The 19,050-nt window shown below is 65.6% G+C and carries 17 protein-coding genes; 9 read left to right on the forward strand and 8 right to left on the reverse strand.

Annotated elements, in window-relative coordinates; translation table 11 throughout:
- Positions 1-37 precede the first annotated feature (37 nt).
- From AB0H61_RS36430 to AB0H61_RS36440, 3 genes are all read right to left on the reverse strand, one after another.
- Positions 38-1,165, reverse strand: a complete 1,128-nt coding sequence (locus tag AB0H61_RS36430) for a cytochrome P450 (protein WP_357312795.1) — start codon at positions 1,163-1,165, stop codon at positions 38-40.
- 35 nt (positions 1,166-1,200) lie between these two features.
- On the reverse strand, positions 1,201-2,481 hold the full coding sequence (locus AB0H61_RS36435) for a cytochrome P450 (protein WP_357312797.1): 1,281 nt from the start codon (positions 2,479-2,481) through the stop codon (positions 1,201-1,203).
- A 542-nt stretch (positions 2,482-3,023) separates the two neighbouring features.
- Entirely contained in the window at positions 3,024-4,673 is a 1,650-nt protein-coding gene (locus AB0H61_RS36440) for an acyl-CoA synthetase (RefSeq protein ID WP_357312800.1), read from the reverse strand.
- Between the two features lie 70 nt (positions 4,674-4,743).
- Here AB0H61_RS36440 and AB0H61_RS36445 point away from each other — a divergent pair, with 70 nt between their 5' ends.
- Entirely contained in the window at positions 4,744-5,526 is a 783-nt protein-coding gene (locus tag AB0H61_RS36445) for a crotonase/enoyl-CoA hydratase family protein (protein ID WP_357312803.1), read from the forward strand.
- A gap of 60 nt (positions 5,527-5,586) precedes the next feature.
- Here the strand turns inward: AB0H61_RS36445 and AB0H61_RS36450 are convergent, their stop codons facing one another.
- A complete protein-coding gene (locus AB0H61_RS36450) occupies positions 5,587-6,006 on the reverse strand; it encodes a VOC family protein (RefSeq protein ID WP_357312806.1) in 420 nt (139 codons plus the stop codon).
- 198 nt (positions 6,007-6,204) lie between these two features.
- Between AB0H61_RS36450 and AB0H61_RS36455 the strand changes: the two genes are divergently transcribed.
- Positions 6,205-7,206, forward strand: a complete 1,002-nt coding sequence (locus AB0H61_RS36455; protein ID WP_357312809.1) for a sigma-70 family RNA polymerase sigma factor — start codon at positions 6,205-6,207, stop codon at positions 7,204-7,206.
- 65 nt (positions 7,207-7,271) lie between these two features.
- Here AB0H61_RS36455 and AB0H61_RS36460 read toward each other — a convergent pair whose 3' ends face one another.
- The gene (locus AB0H61_RS36460; protein ID WP_357312812.1) at positions 7,272-7,835 is read right to left on the reverse strand and encodes a TetR/AcrR family transcriptional regulator; all 564 of its coding nucleotides are present in this window, start codon (positions 7,833-7,835) and stop codon (positions 7,272-7,274) included.
- A 92-nt stretch (positions 7,836-7,927) separates the two neighbouring features.
- On the opposite strand from AB0H61_RS36460, the gene AB0H61_RS36465 reads away from it, so the two are divergent.
- Entirely contained in the window at positions 7,928-8,551 is a 624-nt protein-coding gene (locus tag AB0H61_RS36465; protein ID WP_357312815.1) for an SRPBCC family protein, read from the forward strand.
- 159 nt (positions 8,552-8,710) lie between these two features.
- Here AB0H61_RS36465 and AB0H61_RS36470 read toward each other — a convergent pair whose 3' ends face one another.
- Together AB0H61_RS36470 and AB0H61_RS36475 are read right to left on the reverse strand one after the other, a co-directional pair.
- Positions 8,711-10,261: an acyl-CoA synthetase gene (locus AB0H61_RS36470; RefSeq protein ID WP_357312818.1), complete on the reverse strand. Its 1,551-nt coding sequence runs from the start codon at positions 10,259-10,261 to the stop codon at positions 8,711-8,713.
- Between the two features lie 79 nt (positions 10,262-10,340).
- Positions 10,341-11,378 (reverse strand): LLM class F420-dependent oxidoreductase, encoded by a 1,038-nt coding sequence (locus AB0H61_RS36475; RefSeq protein WP_357312820.1) that lies wholly within the window; start codon positions 11,376-11,378, stop codon positions 10,341-10,343.
- Between the two features lie 115 nt (positions 11,379-11,493).
- Between AB0H61_RS36475 and AB0H61_RS36480 the strand changes: the two genes are divergently transcribed.
- The 5 genes from AB0H61_RS36480 to AB0H61_RS36500 are packed head-to-tail and all read left to right on the forward strand — an operon-like array spanning position 11,494 to position 16,070.
- Complete coding sequence (locus tag AB0H61_RS36480) at positions 11,494-12,459, forward strand: OB-fold domain-containing protein (RefSeq protein WP_357312917.1); 966 nt, start codon at positions 11,494-11,496, stop codon at positions 12,457-12,459.
- A 53-nt stretch (positions 12,460-12,512) separates the two neighbouring features.
- The gene (locus AB0H61_RS36485; RefSeq protein ID WP_357312823.1) at positions 12,513-13,550 is read left to right on the forward strand and encodes a thiolase domain-containing protein; all 1,038 of its coding nucleotides are present in this window, start codon (positions 12,513-12,515) and stop codon (positions 13,548-13,550) included.
- A gap of 23 nt (positions 13,551-13,573) precedes the next feature.
- Complete coding sequence (locus AB0H61_RS36490) at positions 13,574-14,767, forward strand: thiolase domain-containing protein (protein WP_357312920.1); 1,194 nt, start codon at positions 13,574-13,576, stop codon at positions 14,765-14,767.
- Positions 14,768-14,772: 5 nt separating this feature from the next.
- Positions 14,773-15,663, forward strand: coding sequence for a TIGR03619 family F420-dependent LLM class oxidoreductase (locus AB0H61_RS36495; RefSeq protein ID WP_357312921.1), 891 nt, complete (start codon positions 14,773-14,775; stop codon positions 15,661-15,663).
- Positions 15,660-16,070 carry a nuclear transport factor 2 family protein gene (locus AB0H61_RS36500; RefSeq protein WP_357312826.1) on the forward strand — a complete coding sequence of 137 codons (411 nt, stop codon included), beginning with the start codon at positions 15,660-15,662 and terminating at the stop codon, positions 16,068-16,070. Before AB0H61_RS36495 ends, AB0H61_RS36500 begins: the two co-directional genes overlap by 4 nt.
- A gap of 102 nt (positions 16,071-16,172) precedes the next feature.
- On the opposite strand, the gene AB0H61_RS36505 is transcribed toward AB0H61_RS36500, so the two are convergent.
- Positions 16,173-17,480, reverse strand: coding sequence for a cytochrome P450 (locus tag AB0H61_RS36505; protein ID WP_357312828.1), 1,308 nt, complete (start codon positions 17,478-17,480; stop codon positions 16,173-16,175).
- An 88-nt stretch (positions 17,481-17,568) separates the two neighbouring features.
- Here AB0H61_RS36505 and AB0H61_RS36510 point away from each other — a divergent pair, with 88 nt between their 5' ends.
- Positions 17,569-18,732: a steroid 3-ketoacyl-CoA thiolase gene (locus AB0H61_RS36510; protein WP_357312832.1), complete on the forward strand. Its 1,164-nt coding sequence runs from the start codon at positions 17,569-17,571 to the stop codon at positions 18,730-18,732.
- The last annotated feature ends 318 nt before the right edge of the window (positions 18,733-19,050 follow it).

Here is a 19,050-nt window from a genome sequence, read left to right on the forward strand (position 1 = left end):
AACCCGACTATCGGACATACCTTTTCACCCTTCCCATTCACCACTCGACGACAAGGCTGCGCACCCCGCCGGACAACAGTTCCGAGAACCGGGTCCACTCCTGTCCGGCGGCGAGCCGCAGCCCCGGAAACTCGTCGAAAATCCGCGCGATGACCGACCGCAACTCGATCCGGGCCAGCCGGGCGCCGACACAGAAGTGGATGCCGTAGCCGAAGGTCAGATGCTTGTTCGGCCGCCGCTCGATATCGAACGTTGCCGGGCAGCCGAATTCGGCCGGATCCTGGTTGGCCTGCTCGAAGTCGAGAACCATCAATTCACCGCGGCGCACCGTCACCGCGCCGATGTCGAGGTCGGCCAGTGCGAAGCGCGGGACCCCACTGCTGCGCGGGTAGATCGGGTGCGCGATGCGCAGGATCTCCTCCACCGCATCATCGACGAGTGCGGTGTTCTGGGCTAGCCGGGTCCGCGCCGACTCGTTCGTCAGCAGCACGATCAGTCCGCGCTCGATTGCGGTGGTCGCGTTCATCTGACCGGCGATCTGTACTCCGGTGAGCATTCGAGCGAACTCACGGCGGACCTCGTCGGTCAGGTCCGCGCCGACCAGCCGCCCGATCCTGGTCAGCATGGTCTCCGCGGGCGCATCGGACGGGATGTGCTCGAGCAGGCACAGGCACATGTGGTCGAGTTCGGCGCGAGCCGCGGCGGCTATCTCCGGGTCGAGGATATTGCTCGCGTTGTGCGCCAGGTCGCGGGCGAGCTCGCGCAGTGCGGGCGGAATGCCGATCAGCGCCGAGATCACCGCGGCGGGAATCGAATAGGCCACCAGGTCCCGGACATCACCGGGTGAGCCCGCCTCCCGCATCGCGGCGAAGGCCCGGTCCACCTCCGCCCGCACCAGCAGTTCCAACCGCGATATCTGCCTCGGTTTGAAGAAGGGCTCGATAAAGGTCTGGATGGCGACGGTGCGCTGCTGCTCCATGTCCAGGCTGTGCAGCGGCGAACCGATGATGTCGGAATTAGTGAAGCGCGGTGCGTGATCCGGGTCCGGATGCGCGAACCGGCTGAGCCGCTCATCGCTGAGCAGTTTCTTGACTTCGGCGTATTCGGTGACCAACCAGGCCGGGGAACCCGCCGGGCTGGTAATGAGCTGTGGGTCCTTCGACACGGGCCCGCCCCTTATCTACGAGAGAATAACGTGCTTCATTTTTCTATCGAAACGGCAGTATCGGAGAGCCGAATCACGAGGCTGTCCCAGCCACGTACCAATGTCGTCGACGCGGGATCCACGGACACCACGGACGCATTGTGATGAGCATCGAAGAACGCCCGGAGACCGGCCTCTATTTCGACCCGAGCCAATGGCGCACCCAGGCACAGATGGGCGCCGCTACCGAAGGAGAGATGTGCATCCGCATTGGCCCGTCGAATATCGAAGACTTGCGGATCTTCGAATTCGATCGGATCGGTGTTGACACCGGTGATATACACCGGACGATCCGATTTGATCCGCTGTCCGTCGTATTCGGTCTCGATGAGCGAATAGCGCGGAATCAGCATGACCGGACCGGCAAGCCGCAATATTTCCTCGGTGGCATTACGCCACAGATCCGGTCGCTCACGCAGCAGCGCGAGTTGGTCCGGGTTATCGATCAGCAGTTTGATACCGGAGGAAATCACCGAGATGGTCGTGGTGTATCCGGCGGCAATCAAGAGATTGACCATCCGACGGACCTCTTCGAGTGTGAACTTGCCCGCCCGCATGGCGGCGATGGCCGGGCCGACGGCGGAATTCGGGTGATTGTCGATCTCGGCTATGTGGCGGTCGGTCCAGCGGTCGATCCGGTCGGCGATCGCGGACATCCGCCGGAACTCACCGAGCGGCAGGCCGAGATCGATGAGCCGGGACACCCGCTCCGCATCCGTGCACACCGCGCGCAGCTCATCCGGCGTCGAGTCGAACAGCAGGGCCAGCACGCCGAGTGACAGCGGCCTGCTGTAGCCGCTCACGATGTCGACCTCCCCCGCGGGGGCCGCCGCCAAGCCGGCGGCCAACTCCTTCGCCCGCTGCTCGATCCGCGGCCGCAGGTCCTCCGCGCCCGCCTTGGAGAGCTTTCCGCGCAGCATGCCACGGGCCTCGGTCAGCCGAGACCCCTCCAGCGCGACCATCGAGGGATAGTCGAACGGATCCGAATAGGCCGCCGACGCGGCGAACCGGTACATCGATTGCAGCCATTTCGGCAGGACCAGCGATTGCTCGAGATTGCGGAACTTCTTCGGCTTCGAGAGAATTTCGCGCGCCATTCCGTGCGACGTCACGACACAACCGCCGACGCCCCTGGTGATTCCGGTATCGGAACGCAACTGATCCTGTAGCGCGAACAGGTCGGTCTGCGATCGGTTGTCGAACCACAGCCGGGCGTGCGCATCCCCCCGCTGCGCCAGCGGACGCAAGAAGGCCAGACCGGCCCCGTGTCGTAACACCCACTTTATGAAGATTGCGATATGCGATACTCCGGACACAACACTTCCCCGTTCGCGACTGAGTCGGCCAATCCGCCATTGGTTCGACCGGGCACACCTGAATAAGCGTCGCGGGTCAATTCCGCTCGTTATATGAAGAATCCGCGTGTGCACGACGACGATGTCCGAGCAACACGCTTGAAAGGGCCCACCCTTGCGCCCACCTCGATGGAGAAAGACTCCACCCCCGCTACTAGAACCTGTTCCAGTTCGCGACGCTGTTCGAAGATTAGCACCCACCCCTCGGGCATGCTCGGCGAAAACTATCGAAAGACGTGACATAGCAACGCATTTCATCGAATCGACGGTTTGCTGAGCGAATTCTGGAACGGATCGAATAACTTACAACCTGCAAGTTCGCGTCGGCCCCGGGGTTGCCGAAAGCAGTCCAGGTGACCTAGCTCACATGTCGGCGCGGGGGTCGAGGGGACGAAAAAGACCCGCCGGGCGCAGCGTGCGCCCGGCGGGTCTTTCGTATGTTGTTGCCGGAGAGCGTAGTCGGTCTACTTGCCGTTCGCCTCGGCATGCTCGTCGGCGGGCCGCTCTTCGGTCTGCTTCGTGGCCCAGCGGTAATCCGGCTTGCCCGCGGGCGAGCGCTTGATCTCATCGACGAACCACAGGCTGCGCGGCAGCTTGTAGGACGCGATGGTCTTGGTCAGCAGCGGGCGCAACTCCGCGAGCGTCGGCCGGGCGCCACCGCGCGTCTGCACGACCGCACAGACCCGCTGACCCCACCGCTCGTCCGGCACGCCGACAACGAGGGCGTCGAAGATCTCCGGATGCTCCTTGAGCGCACCCTCGACCTCCTCCGGGAAGATCTTCTCGCCACCGCTATTGATGCTGACCGAGCCGCGGCCGAGCATCGTGACGGTACCGTCCTCCTCGACCCGCGCGTAGTCGCCGGGGATGGAGTAGCGGACGCCGTTGAACTCCTTGAACGTCGCCGCCGTCTTGACCTCGTCCTTGTAGTAGCCGAGCGGGATGTGTCCCCTGCGGGCGATCATGCCGATCTTGCCGGAGCCCGCCGCCACCGGATTGCCCTCCTCGTCGAGCACCTCGGTCGAGGCGTCGATCTTCACCCGCGGGCCCTCGGTGTGCGCCGCGCCCTTGGCCACGAAAGACACACCGCCGAAACCGGTTTCGGACGATCCGATGGAATCGGAGATGAGCCGGTTCGGCAGCAGTTCGAGGAACTTCTCCTTGAAGCTCGGCGAGAACAGCGCGGCGCTGCTTCCGATCACGTAGAGGCTCGAGAGATCGTAGGGCGCACCGGTTTCGGGATTGCCCTCGATGAGCGCATCCAGCATCGGCCGGGCCATGGCGTCGCCGGTGATGAACATGAGATTGACCTTGTGCTGGTCCACGTGCTGCCACACGCCGTGTCCGCTGAACTCCGGAATCATCACCGCGGTGCCGCCGCCGAACAGGCTGTGGAAGGTGGCCCACTGCGAACCGCCGTGGATCATCGGCGGAATCGGGAAGCGCACCATCGGCGGATTCGCCGCGCCGACCTTCGCCAGCTCCCACTCGTCCTGAACGTATTCGCCGGTGACGAAGTTGATGCCGGATCCGAGCACCCGCCACACATCCTCGTGCCGCCACATCACACCCTTGGGCAGACCGGTGGTGCCGCCGGTGTAGAGGATGTAGAGGTCGTCCGGGGACCGCTCGCCGAAGTCGCGCTCGCCCGAGGATCGGTCCAGCACCGCTTCGTATTCCGCCGAATCGGCTGCGGTGGGGATGGTCCCGGTCGTATCGTCGTCGACGACGACAACTGTGCGCAGCGCCGGGCACTTCCGCCGGACCGCGGCCACCTGATCGCTGTAGCGGCGCTCGTGGATCAAGGCGACCATATCCGAATTGTCGAAGATATGTTGCAACTCGTTCTCGACATATCGGTAGTTCACGTTGATCATCACGGCGCGGGCCTTGAACACCGCGACCATGGCCTCGACGGCCTCCACGGTGTTGCGTGAGTAGATACCCACCTTGTCACCCGGCTGAACGCCCTGTTCTTGCAGGTAATGAGCCAACTTATTGGCTCGCTCCTCCAACTCGGCGTAGGTCACCGAACGGGCGTCGTCGGCGAGCGCGACGCGGTCCGGCATCAGATCGATGGCGTGCTCGACAAGGTCGGCTATGTTGTAGCTCACAAGCTAAAAATAGAACGTGTTACTGTTCCTGACAAGGCTGATTTTACGCACCACAGTCAGGAGAATCCCCATGCCGCACTGCCTCGTCGAGAAGCGCGACCACGTTCTCATCGTCACCATGAATCGGCCCGAGGCCCGCAATGCCCTCTCCGGCGAGATGATGGCGATCATGCGGGACGCCTGGGATCAGGTGGACAACGATCCGGATATCCGGGTCGCCATCCTGACCGGCGCGGGCGGCGCGTTCTGCGCGGGCGCGGACCTCAAGGCGATGACCGCCCAGCACCCCGGCGATTCCTTCAAGGGTGGCGGCTGGGACCTGTCCAAGATCGAGGCGCTGCTCAAGGGACGTAGGCTCACCAAACCGCTGATCGCGGCGGTGGAGGGCCCGGCCATCGCGGGCGGCACCGAGATCCTGCAGGGCACCGATATCCGGGTGGCGGGCGAAAGCGCGAAATTCGGTGTCTCCGAAGCGCGTTGGGGCCTGTTCCCGCTCGGCGGCTCGGCGGTGCGGCTGGTCCGGCAGATCCCCTACACCGTGGCCGCGGACATCCTGCTCACCGGCCGGCATGTCACCGCCGCCGAGGCCAAGGAAATCGGCCTGATCGGGCATGTGGTGCCGGACGGCACCGCACTGGACAAGGCGCTCGAACTCGCGGCGCAGATCGCGGCCAACGGGCCGCTCGCGGTGCAGGCCATTCTTCGCACCATTCGCGATACCGAGGGCATGCACGAAGAGGAAGCCTTCAAGATCGACGCCGAACTCGGTACCGCCGTCTTCAAGTCGGCCGATGCCAAGGAGGGCCCGAAGGCCTTCGCCGAGAAGCGTAAGCCCACTTTCACCGGCGAGTAGCCGCCCGAAAAGCACTGTGCCCCCGGTGCGTTCGAAGCACCGGGGGACGATTCCACCGAGTCAGTCGGTGCCCGGGTAGTCCATCCAGAAGGGCTCCCACTGGTGGCCGTCCGGATCGATGAAGGTGCGGCCGTGCATGCCGACCTGGGCCTCCTGTGCTCGCTTGTCCTCGTTGACCTCCTCGGTGGCGCCCGCGGCCAGGGCCGCGGCGGTGAGGGCATCCACCTCCTCGGCGCTGGACAGCGATAGCGCATAGGCGGCGCCGATCGCCGAGACCGTGTCGGCGACCGGACGTTTGCTGAAGGTGGTGAAAAAGTCCTTGGTCAGCAGCATCAGGCAGATGTTGTCGTCGATGACGATGCAGGCGGCATTGTCGTCGGTGAAGTCCTGATTCACCTTCCAGCCCAACGCCTCGTAGAAGTTCTTGGACCGGTTCAGGTCGGCACAGGGAAGGTTGATGAAGATCATCCTGCTGCTCATATTCTCGTCCTCTCGGGCATGTCGGCGGGTTCATACCTAGAGACGGGGCCGGGACCGAGAAATCATCGCCGACGCAGGTCGTGACGGCAGTCACCCCCGTGCGCGGCCCCTCGCCCGGCCGCGAGGGCGATCTTGATTCCGCTGGTAGAGCGTCTTCGGGCCTGTAATCTGTCGGCGCCCTGTGGCATGGTGACACCCATGACCGACTCGTCCAGCCCGTCCAGCACCCTCACCGACGATGTACTCGCGTCATTCGAGGGGCACCGACGGGAACTGTGCGCCTACGCCTACCGCATGCTCGGCTCGTCCTTCGAGGCGGAGGACGCGGTGCAGGAGACCTTCACCCGGGCCTGGAAGTCCTACGACTCGTTCGAGGGCCGGGCCAGCCTGCGGTCCTGGCTGTACAAGATCACCACCAACGTCTGCCTGGATATGCTCGACGGCCCCCAGCGCCGCGCCCGCCCGATGGATCTGAACGGGCCCTCGCGTCCGGACTCCGTACTGCCCGCACCGCAGCCGGACTACGTCTGGATCGAACCGATCCCCAATGCTCTTGCCTTCGGGGCGGATCCGGCCGAACACGCCTCCACCAGGGATACGCTGCGGCTGGCCTTCGTCGCGGCCTGTCAGCATCTGCCCGCGACCCAGCGCGCCATCCTGATCATGCGCGAGGTACTGCGTTTCTCGGCCAGCGAGACCGCCGAGGCCCTGACCATGTCCCCCGCCTCGGTGAACAGTGCGCTACAGCGGGCCAGGGCCACCATGTCGAAGGTGCAGCCCGCCGTCACCGACGACTACGACGAGGCCGATGAGGACCAGCGCCGGCTGGTCGAGAATTTCGTGTCCGCCTTCGAGGCCTACGATATGGATACGCTGACCACGCTGCTGAAAGCCGATGTGGCACTGTCCATGCCGCCCATCGAACTCTGGATCTCCGGCCCGGAGAATGTGGCGGCGTTCATGCTCGGCTCCGGAAGCGCCTGCGCGGGTTCGAAACTCGTCCGGCTGGAAGGCGCGAACGGCCACGTCGCCTTCGGCCACTACAAGCCGAGCGAGGAGCCGGGCGTCTACATCCCGTGGTCGATCACGGTGCTGGAACTGGAGGGCGACACCATCGCCGGCCTGAACTTCTTCCTCGACACCGAACGGCTCTTCCCACTGTTCGACCTGCCGATGGAAATGCGCGAACCGGTCGCCTGAGCGCATACGCGAAACGCCCCGCCCTCCGATGAGGGACGGCGGGGCCGTCGGGGTTGGGCACGTCGTCACCCGGCGCCGAGCAGGTCGATGAGATCGTCGACCAATTGCTCCGGCGTCGGCGCCCCCGGCTTTTTGCGCAGGTGGTCCGCCAGATTCAGGTCGACCGCCCCATGCCCGAGGGACCAGACCATCGGCGCGATCCGGTCCGGATCGCCACGCAGGGTGCGATCGGCGACGGCGGCGGCGACGCAGTTGTACATCACGGAGGTGGCCTCGGCCGCCGCCGCATCGAGTTCGTCGTGCGGCTCCGTACCCCACTGGCCGAATACGAGTTTGAACCGGACCGGATTCGCCTGGGCCCATTCCAGATAGACCCGCGCGCTGGCGCGCACCTGCTCGATTCCGGTCCGGCACGGCGCGACGGCCCGCGCGATCCGCGTCGCGAGATTTCGCAGTTCGACGGCCGCGACCGTGGCCAGCAGGTCCCGCTTATCGGCGAAGTGCTTGTACGGCGCGTTATGCGAGAGTCCGGCGCGCGCGCCGACCTCGCGCAGTGTCACGGCCGCCTCCCCGCCTTCGTCCACGAGCCGAGCCGCCACCTCGATCAGGGTGTCCCGTGTGGTCCGCATTCACGGAAATCTAATCGACACCCCAAGTTGACAACGTCAACCATGCATCATTTACTGGAGTTGACGCTGTCAACCTACTGACGGAGATGAGCATGGTAAACATTCGAATCGTCGGCGCCGTAATCGGTTTGATCACGGTCGCCCTTGGCACGGCCCACGTGCAGGCGGCCCCGGTCGCACCGCCCGCCTATGTCGAGCCGCATCCGGCCCTGGCCGCCGACGGCTATGTAACCCATAGGGAATCGCTCGTGGTCGACGTCCCGAGGAATCAGTACCTGGCCTGGGTCAACCGGCCGGAAGTCGAACTCAGCGACCTCATCAAGGGCGACGGCAGCTCTCCCCGGGTCGTCGCCACGGAAAACCTGCGCGGGGACTGGGATGCCCGATCCGACCGCACCGGCGACCGCCGTCGGGTCCAGTTCGACAGCGGGCACTACCTGGCCGAGGAGGTCCTGACCGACACCCCGGACACCTTCCGATACATCATCTGGGGATTCACCGAACCGCAGCAGCGATTCACCATCGACCACGCGGTGGCGGCATTCGAATTCACCGATCAGGGCACCTCGACGCGGCTGACGTGGACCTATTCGTTCCAGCCGATTACCCCGGCGCTACGCCCGGCGGTATCGTTGATCGTCGAGCGCACCATGCCGGTACTCATGCGAGAAACCTTGGCCGCCATGAAAAGCGGCGCGGAGGCAGACGCAGGGTAGCGAACGCGCGACAACCAACGTTGCGCCGGGCATACACACAGTTGCCCAGCGCAACAATCGATTTCCCAGGAGCATGGGGAACTCACCGGGGACGGACTGAATCACCCCGTCCCCGCTCGCCGGCCGCCAACGTCACTCGAACGGCGCCCGAGTCCGGCTTCAAGACGCGGAGGGGCTGGGGAGCACGTAGCGGTCGCGGAGCTTGCGCTTGTAGAGCTTGCCGTTCGGGTCGCGCGGCAGCTCCGGCAGATAGTCGACGGATTTCGGGATCTTGTACTTCGCCAATTGCGTTGCGGCGAAGGCGAGCAACTCCGCGGTGAGCTCGGCATTGCCCTCGATACCCTCGGCGGGCTGGACGACCGCCTTGACCTCCTGGCCCCAATCCGGATGCGGGATACCGAAAACCGCCACGTCGACGACCTTCGGGTGGGTGATCAGCACGCTCTCGACCTCGGCCGGGTAGATATTCACCCCACCCGACAGGATCAGATCCGAGCGGCGATCGTGCAGGTAGAGGTAGCCGTCCTCATCCAGATGACCGATATCGCCGACGGTGAAAAGGTCACCGACCCTGGACTCCTCGGTCTTCTCCTTGGCGTGGTGGTATTCGAAGCTGGACGCGCCCATTTTCATGTAGACCAGCCCGGGCTCGCCCGCGGGCACCTCGGAGCCGTCCTCCTCGCTGAGCACCTTGATCACCGACCAGGGCCAGGCCCGGCCGACCGATCCCGGCTTCTTCAGCCACTCGGCGCCATTGATGACGGTGCCGCCACCCTCGGTGGCCGCGTAGTACTCGGTGACCGTCGGGCCCCACCACTCCAGCATCTGCCGCTTGGTCTCCTGCGGGCACGGGGCCGCACCGTGCACCATGCTGCGCAGCGAGGAGACATCGTATTTGGCCCGCACCTCCTCGGGCAGCGCGAGCAGCCGGTGGAACTGGGTGGGCACCATGTGGCTGTGGGTGACCCGATACTTGTCGATGAGCCGCAGCATTTCCTCGGCGGTCCACCAATCCATAAGAACGAGCTTGTGCCCCAACTGGATCGAGATGGTCGCGAAGTTCAGCACCGCGGTGTGGTACAGCGGCGAACCGCAGATATGCACGTGATCGTCATAGGGCGCCAGTTCGAACAGCCCGAAGAAGGCGGTGGTGTGTGGAGGCACCACGTCCGGGTCGGCCCCGGTGAGCGGACGCCGAACGCCCTTGGGACGCCCGGTGGTTCCGGAGGTGTACAGCATCGGGGCGCCGGTGCTGCGATCGGCGGGCCGTCCGGTATCGGCCGCGCCGAGCCAGGCCACGGACTTGAAGCCCTCGATCTCGCCAACCGAAAAGCGTGCCGTGGCGGGCAATCCGGCCTCGTCGGCGGCGGCCTTGGCGGCGTCACCGAAGCGATCGCCGGCCAGGAACGCCTTGGCTTCGCTGTCCTGGAGGATGTAGGCCACCTCCGGACCGGTGAGATGCCAGTTCACCGCCACGATGTACAGCCCGGACTGGTACGCCGCGAAGTAGGCGGCGACCGCCTCGACGCAGTTGTGCACCATGCTCACCAGGACGTCGCCCGTTTCCAGGCCGAGCCCGCGCAGGCCGGTGGCGTAGCGGTTGGCCAGCGTGGCCAATTCCCGATACGTCACCTCCCGGCCCGAGGGATCGACCATGGCGATCCGATCGGGTTCGGCGTTCGCGATGTTCCAGAGACCGAGAATATTCACTGAATCCTGCCCAGGGGAGGTTGGAGACGGAGCCGACGGGGCGGGTGAGGCTGTCATCCCATTGAATCTAGAACGCGTTCTACTGATCGACAAGGGGTGCGAGCCGATTCAATTGCTCGACATCCGGAACGGACACCAACATCATGGTGACGCCGGCCGCCTCCCACACCTTCAGCTGTTTGCGGACGTACTCCTCGTCGCCGATGATCGCGGTGTCCAAGATCAGCTCGTCCGGAACCAGGGCCGCCGCCTCGGCCTTCTTGCCCGCCTGGAACAGTCGGCCGATCTCGTCGACCTCCTTCTCGTAGCCCATCCGCTTGTACACCTGGGCGTGGAAGTTCAGCTCCGGCGCGCCCATGCCGCCGATGTAGAGCGCCATGATCCAGCGCATCCGCGCCAGTTCGCTCGCGGCGTCGTCGGTGATCACCACCTGGCAACTCGCCGCAATCTCGAAATCCTCGCGCGAGCGTCGGGCACCGGGCCTGGCGAAGCCCTCGTCCAGCCAGTCGTTGTACATATTCGCCAGCCGCGGCGCGTAGTAGATGGCCAGCCAGCCGTCGGCGATCTCCGCGGTCAGCGCGACGTTCTTCGGCCCCTCCGCACCCAGCCAGATCGGCAAATCCGCACGTAGCGGATGCACGATCGGCTTGAGCGGCTTACCGAGGCCGAGCGAACCCGGCCCGGTATACGGCAGCGGGTAGTGCGGGCCGTCATTGGTCACCGGCGCCTTGCGCTCCAGCACCTGGCGGATGATGCTCACGTACTCGCGGGTGCGCTGCAACGGCTTGGCGAACGGCTGCCCGTACCAGCCCTCCACCACCTGCGGACCGGAAACACCGAGCCCGAGGATGGCCCGGCCACCGCTGAGATGGTCCAGCGTCAGTGCGTGCATAGCGGTGGCCGCGGGGGTGCGGGCCGACAGCTGCACCACCGAGGTACCCAGCCGCACCCGCTCGGTCTTCGATCCCCACCAGGTCAGCGGGCCGAAGGCGTCCGACCCCCAGGATTCGGCGGCGAAGACGGCGTCGAATCCGGCCGCCTCGGCGGCGACAACCACCTCGCCGGCATTTTCCGGCGGCTGGGCCATCCAGTACCCGAGCTGCAATCCGAACTTCACGATCGACCCCTTTCCGGCCAACTGCTTGCCAGCAGAATAAGAACCTGTTCTACTCGATATTGTGACTCAGGGGAATACCGCATCCGGCGTAATCGCGGATGAGAAAGGGTCGGAATTGAACACCGCGCCCGATGTACTCAGCGCGCCCCTCCGGGTGCGATTCGACTACACCAGGTCGGTCGGACCGACCATCGGCAAGTTTCTGACCGGCCTGCGCGGCCGCAAGGTGATCGGCGTGCGCGGCTCGGACGGACGCGTGCTGGTGCCGCCGTCGGAATACGATCCGATCACCGCCGAACCGCTGACCGAGTTCGTGGATGTCGCCGATACCGGCACCGTCGAATCCTGGACCTGGGTGCACGACGTCCTGCCCGGCCAACCGTTCGACCGGCCCTTCGCCTGGGCGCTGATCCGGCTGGACGGCGCGGACACGACCCTGCTGCACGCCGTCGACGTGGCCGCACCGGACCAGATCCGGACCGGCCTGCGGGTGCGCGCCCGGTGGTCCGCCGATACCGAGGGCAGCATCAAGGACATCGCCTGCTTCGAACCCGGCGAGACAACCTCCACCGCCCCGGCGCCCTCCACCGACGACCGGGAACCGATCACCGTCATCACCACTCCGGTCGATCTGAGCTACAAGCACACGGCCTCCCCGCAGGAGACCGTCTACCTGCGCGGACTGGCCGAGGGCAAGCTGATGGGCGCGCGCACCGACGACGCGGGCAAGGTGTACTTCCCGCCGCGCGGCGCCAACCCGACCGATGGCAGGCCCACCGACGACTACCTCGAGCTGACCGATCACGGCACCGTCACCACCTTCTGCATTGTGAACGTGCCGTTCCTCGGCCAGCGCATCAAGCCGCCCTATGTCGCGGCGTACGTGCTGCTCGACGGCGCCGACATTCCGGTACTGCACCTCGTACTCGGTTGCGACGCAAGCGAAGTACGCATGGGCATGCGGGTCAAGGCGGTGTGGAAACCGCGCGAGGAGTGGGGCTTCGGACTGGAGAACGTGGACCACTTCGAGCCTACCGGCGAACCCGATGCCGAATACGACACCTACAAGCACCACCTGTGACCTACCCGCCCCGCCGGCTTCGCCGGCTGCCACCCCCCGAGAGGGCGCGACCGTTGACCGACAACGCCACCGACATCGCGGTCGTGGGCTTCGCCCACGCACCGCATGTGCCGGAGACCTTCGGCACCACCAACGGTGTCGAGATGCTGGTGCCCTGCTTCCAGCAGCTCTACACCGACCTCGGCATCACCAAGTCCGATATCGACTTCTGGTGCTCGGGCTCCTCTGATTATCTTGCTGGACGCGCCTTTTCGTTCATCTCCGCGATCGACGCCATCGGCGCGGTACCGCCGATCAACGAATCGCACGTCGAGATGGACGCGGCCTGGGCGCTGTACGAGGCGTTCGTGAAGCTGAAGTCGGGCCAGGCCCGCACCGCGCTGGTGTACGGCTTCGGCAAGTCCTCGGCGGGCACGCTGCGCCAGGTCCTCACCATGCAGTTGGATCCCTACCTGGTCACCCCGCTGTGGCCGGACGCGCTGTCGATCGCGGGTCTACAGGCGCGGGCCGGTCTCGACGCGGGCCGCTGGACCGAGCGGGATATGGCGGCGGTCGCCGCCGGAGCCGACGGTGACGTCGAAAGTCTGCTCGCCACACCGTATGTCGCGGATCCGCTGCGCGCGCACGACGTCGCGCCGATCACCGACGGCGCGGCAGCGATCGTGCTCGCGGTCGGCGACCGGGCCCGCGAACTGTGCGAGCGCCCGGCCTGGATCAGCGGCATGGCCCACCGGGTGGACACCCCCGTGCTCGGCGCCCGCGATCTCACCGTCTCCCCCTCCACGTCGGCTGCGGCACAGGCCGTTACCGGCGGCGATACGGACGGCTTCGATATCGCCGAACTGCACGCGCCGTTCAGCCATCAGCAGCTGATTCTCGCCGAGGCGATCGGCCTGAAGCCCGGAACCACGGTGAACCCGTCCGGCGGCGCGCTGGCGGCCAACCCGATGTTCGCGGCGGGCCTGGAACGCATCGGCTTCGCGGCCGAGGCCATTATGGCCGGCACCGCGAACCGGGCGCTCGCCCATGCCACCAGCGGCCCCGCGTTGCAGCAGAACCTTGTGACCGTCCTCGAATCGGAGTCCAGATGAATGCAGTATCGCGCAGTGATTCGATGGGGGGCGGCGGTCGGGTGACGGGTGGGCGCTACCCCGCGGCGGTGCTGGGCACCGGACAAACCCATCACGTGACGAAACGAACCGACGTATCGATGGCGGGCCTGTGCCGCGAAGCCATCGATCGGGCACTCGCCGATTCCGGCCTCACCATGGCCGATATCGACGCGGTCGTGGTCGGCAAGGCCCCCGATCTGTTCGAGGGCGTCATGATGCCCGAGCTGTATATGGCCGACGCGTTGGGCGCCACCGGCAAACCGCTGCTGCGCGTGCACACCGCGGGCTCGGTCGGCGGATCCACCGGCGTGGTCGCCGCCAACCTCGTGCAAGCGGGAGTGCACAAGAAGGTGCTGGCGGTCGCCTGGGAGAAGCAGTCGGAATCGAATGCCATGTGGGCACTCTCGATTCCGGTGCCGTTCACCATGCCCGTCGGCGCGGGCGCGGGTGGCTACTTCGCCCCGCACGTCCGCTCCTATATCCGCAGGTCGAACGCACCGAGCCACATCGGCGCAATGGTCGCGGTGAAGGATCGCCGCAATGGTGCGAAGAATCCGCTCGCACATCTGCACCAGCCCGACATCACCCTGGAATCGGTGCTGGCCTCGCAGATGCTGTGGGATCCGATCCGCTTCGACGAGACCTGCCCCTCCTCCGACGGCGCCTGCGCCGTGGTTATCGGCGACGAAGCGGCCGCCGCCTCGGTCGAGGCCACCGGCAAGAAGGTGGCGTGGGTGCACGGCACTGCGATGCGGACCGAACCCACCACCTTCGCCGGACGTGACCAGGTCAATCCGCAGGCCGGACAGGACGCCGCCGCCGCGCTGTGGAAGGCGGCGGGCATCACCGATCCGCTCAAAGAGATCGACGCCGCCGAAATCTATGTCCCGTTCTCCTGGTTCGAGCCGATGTGGCTGGAGAATCTGGGCTTCGCCGCCCCCGGCGACGGCTGGAAGCTGACCGATAAGGGTGAAACCGAGATCGGCGGCCGCATCCCGGTGAATCCCTCCGGCGGCGTGCTCTCCTCGAACCCGATCGGCGCCTCCGGCCTGATCCGCTTCGCCGAGGCGGCCAAACAGGTTATGGGCCGGGCGGGCGACTATCAGGTCGAAGGCGCACGCAAGGCACTCGGCCACGCGTACGGCGGTGGGTCGCAGTACTTCTCGATGTGGGTGGTCGGGTCGGAACGCCGATGACGACCATGCGGTTCACCCTGGGTATCGCGCTCAGCCCGCTGGAACAGCTGACCGAGCTGGCGAAGACGGCCGAGGAGTGCGGTTTCTCCTCGGTCGCGCTGCCCGATTCACTGTTCTATATGAAGTCGGCGGCGGCGAAATATCCGTACACCGCCGACGGCAGCCGCTTCTGGGGTCCGGAGACACCGTGGGTCGATCCGCTGATCGGGGCGACCGCCATGGCCGCGGTGACCAGCCGGATCCGCTTCTACACCAATGTGCTGAAGCTGGGTTCGCGCAATCCGCTGCTGCTGGCCCGGCAGGTCGGCTCGGTGGCCAACCTGTCCGGCAACCGGTTCGGATTCGGCGTCGGCATCGGGTGGGCGCCGGAGGAGTTCGAGTGGTGCGGCGTCCCGTATGCCCGCCGCGGCGCCCGGGTGGACGAGATGATCGAGGTCATCAAGCTGGTGCTGGGCGGCGGGATGGTCGAGTACCACGGTGAATTCTTCGATTTCGAGCCGCTACAGATCAGCCCCGCGCCCAGTGCACCGGTGCCGTTCTATATCGGCGGGCATACCGAGCCCGCGCTGCGGCGCGCGGCCAGGGTCGGTGACGGCTGGACCTCGGCGATGATGACCTACGCCGAACTGTGCTCCACCATCGGCAAGCTCGAGGCGCTGCGCGCCGAATTCGGCCGGGCGGCGGAGCCGTTCGAAATCCAGGCGGTGTGCGTCGATCGAGCCGGGCGCTCCGGCTATCAGGATCTGGCCGACGCCGGGGTGACCGACGCGATCGTGGTCCCTTGGTTGTTCGACGGCATCGGCTTCGACGGGGAATTGGCGGCCAAGCAGGAGTCGCTGCGCCGGTTCGCCGCGAAGTACATCGAGGATCCGATCATCGCGGAGGTAAAAGCATGACCGAACATCCGGCCCGGGCCGCCGGACTCGCCTCACAGGCCGCCGTGCGGGCACGGGACAAGGACGCCTGGGTCGCACTGTTCGCGACGGACGGCATTGTCGAAGATCCCATCGGCCCTTCGGGTTTCGACCCCGAAGGCAAGGGACATCGGGGTACCGAGGCCATCGCGGCGTTCTGGGATATGGCGATCGCGAAGACCGAATCGATCGAATTCCTGTTCAACGATTCGTTCGCCTGCGGCAAGGAGGTGGCCTTCACCGGCACCATCCGCAGCCACATCGGCGGGCATCGGATCGACGCCGAGGGCGTATTCACCTACAAGGTCGACGACACCGGCAAGATCGCCGCCTTGCGCGCATTCTGGGAGGTCGACCGCGCGATGGGCACGGCCGCACCCGTCGACTGAGCCGCTGCCCGATGTGCGCGGCGGCCGTCCCCCTCGGGCGGCACACGAATGGGCCCTCGCGCCCGGCATGGGACTGCCGGGCGCGAGGGCCCATTTTCGTGGTCAGTGCGCGACCGGGCAGCCCTTGGACTGGTAGTCCACCGGGAACTCCTTGATGCCGTTCAGCCAGCCCGAGCGCAGCCGCTTGGGATCACCGAGCTTGGAGATGTCGGGCAGGTGATCGGCGATGGCATTGAAGATCAAGTCGATCTCCAGGCGGGCCAGGTTCGCGCCGATGCAGAAGTGCGCGCCGGTGCCGCCGAAGGACAGGTGCGGGTTGTCCTTTCGCATGATGTCGAACTTCTCCGGATTTTCGAAGACGTCCTCGTCGAAGTTGGCCGACTTGTAGAGCATGACCACACGCTGACCCTTTTTGATCTGCACTCCCCCGAGCTCGGTGTCCTCGAGCGCGGTGCGCTGGAACGAGGTGACCGGGGTGGCCCACCGGATGATCTCGTCGGCGGCGGTGGCCGGGCGCTCCTTCTTGAACAGCTCCCACTGATCCGGGTTGTCGAGGAAGGCCATCATGCCGTGGGTGATGGCGTTGCGGGTGGTCTCGTTGCCCGCCACCGCCAGCATGATCACAAAGAAGCCGAACTCCTCCTCCGTGAGCTTGTCGCCATCGATGTCGGCCTCGATCAGGGTGGTCACGATGTCATCGGCCGGGCACGCCTTGCGCGCGGACGCCATTTGGTACGCGTAGCCGAGGATCTCGGCGGAGGCCATGACCGGATCCGCGTCATTGTCGGGATCGTCGTAGCCGGTCATATCGTTGGACCACTGGAAAACCTTCATCCGGTCTTCCTGCGGAACGCCGATCAACTCGGCGATCGCCTGCAGCGGCAGTTCGCACGCGACCTGGGTGACGAAGTCACCGGACCCGGATTCGGCCGCGGCCTTGACGATGGATTCGGCCCGCGCGGAGAGTTCGGCGCGCAGGCCGTTGATCGCGCGCGGGGTGAAGCCGCGGGAAATGATCTTGCGCAGCTTGGTGTGTTCGGGAGCGTCCATATTCAGCAGGACGATGCGCTGCAGTTCGATGTTCTCGCGCGGAATGTCGTCATTGAAGCGCGGGATCGCGGTGTTCTCGAAGCTGGAGAAGACGTCGCTGCGCCGCGACACCTCCTTGACGTCGGCGTGCTTGCTGACCACCCAGAAGCCCTCATCATGGAAGCCGCCGGTGGTCGGGGGCTGTGGATTCCACCAGATCGGCGCGGTCCGGCGCAGTTCGGCGTACTCCTCGACCGGAATTCGCTCCGCGTAGATGTCGGGATCGGTTACGTCGAACCCGTCCGGCAGATTCGGGCGGGCGTTCCGAGTGTCAACCACCAGATGTCTCCTTCGACAAACTGAAACACGTTCTACAATCATTGCAGCACAGGCGGACGGACTAGTAAAGAAGAGCAGTACAGCCGACTGGCACACGTTTCAGTTTTCTCTCCCGAAAGAAAGGTTGGACATGGGCACACCCGTCATCGTGGAGGCCGCTCGCACCCCGATCGGTAAGCGCGGCGGCTGGCTGGCCGGCCTGCACGCCGCCGAGTTGCTCGGCGTCACCCAGCGCGGACTGCTGGAGAAGGCGCATCTGGATCCGGCCCTGGTCGAGCAGGTCATCGGCGGCTGCGTCACCCAGGCGGGCGAGCAGTCCAATAACGTCACCCGGGTGGCGTGGCTGCACGCCGGACTGCCGTGGCAGGTCGGCGCGACCACCATCGACGCGCAGTGCGGCTCCGCGCAGCAGGCCAACCACCTGATCGCCGGACTCATCGCGACCGGCGCCATCGACATCGGCATGGCCTGCGGCGTCGAGGCGATGAGCCGAGTTCCATTGGGCGCCAACGTCGGCGAGAACGCAGGCCCGCGCAGGCCCGCATCATGGAATATCGATCTGCCCAATCAGTTCGAGGCGGCGGAGCGTATTGCCAAGCGGCGCGGCATTACCCGCGCCGATGTCGACGAATTCGGCGCGCGCTCGCAGCGGCTGGCCGCACAGGCCTGGGCCGAGGGTCGCTTCGATCGCGAGGTGCTTTCGGTCACCGCGCCCGCGGTCGACAGGGAAGGCAAGCTCACCGGCGAGAAGCTCGACGTCACCCGCGATCAGGGTCTGCGCGAGACCACGGCCGCGGGTTTGGCCAAGTTGAAGCCGGTCCTCGAGGGTGGCGTGCACACCGCCGGATCCTCGTCGCAGATCTCCGACGGCGCGGCCGCGGTACTGCTGATGGACGAAAAGGCCGCCCAGCGTGCGGGTTTGCGACCGAGGGCCCGGATCCTGACGCAGGCGCTGGTCGGTTCCGAACCCGAGTACCACCTCGATGGGCCGATCCAGGCGTGCACCCGGCTGCTGGAGCGATCCGGCATGCGGATCGGCGATATCGACCTTTTCGAGATCAATGAGGCATTCGCTTCGGTTGCACTTTCGTGGGCTTCTGTCCACAAGCCGGACATGGACCGGGTAAATGTCAACGGCGGCGCGATCGCGATCGGACATCCGGTCGGCTCGACCGGATCCCGTCTGATCACAACGGCTTTGCACGAACTGGAGAGGACCGGCGGCAGTACCGCGATGGTGCTCATGTGCGCCGGTGGCGCATTGGCGACAGGCACTATCATCGAGCGGATGTAGGGCGCCTCAACCATTTCCGCCCGATTTGTTGAACGTTCATCCCTGAGGCCCCAAAACGTGTCGTACGCCACACAATGACCAGCTCTAGCAACTAGATGAGATGTCAGCTATCTTGCGGCTATCATTGACTCGTCGGGGAAGACCCCCGCGACGGGCCAGAACCGGGCCGTACCACGCCTCCACTAGAGACGTTGGGGCGACCCGCAAACGCGACGGTCGCAGTGACTTCGCCGGACCGACACCTGGAAGCTTCAAGGAAAGTCGGAATCAGGCGTAGGTTTTCAGTTACTGAGCCGCTAATATCAATGATACGTATCC

The organism is Nocardia sp. NPDC050710 (assembly GCF_040654375.1).
Taxonomy (GTDB): domain Bacteria; phylum Actinomycetota; class Actinomycetes; order Mycobacteriales; family Mycobacteriaceae; genus Nocardia.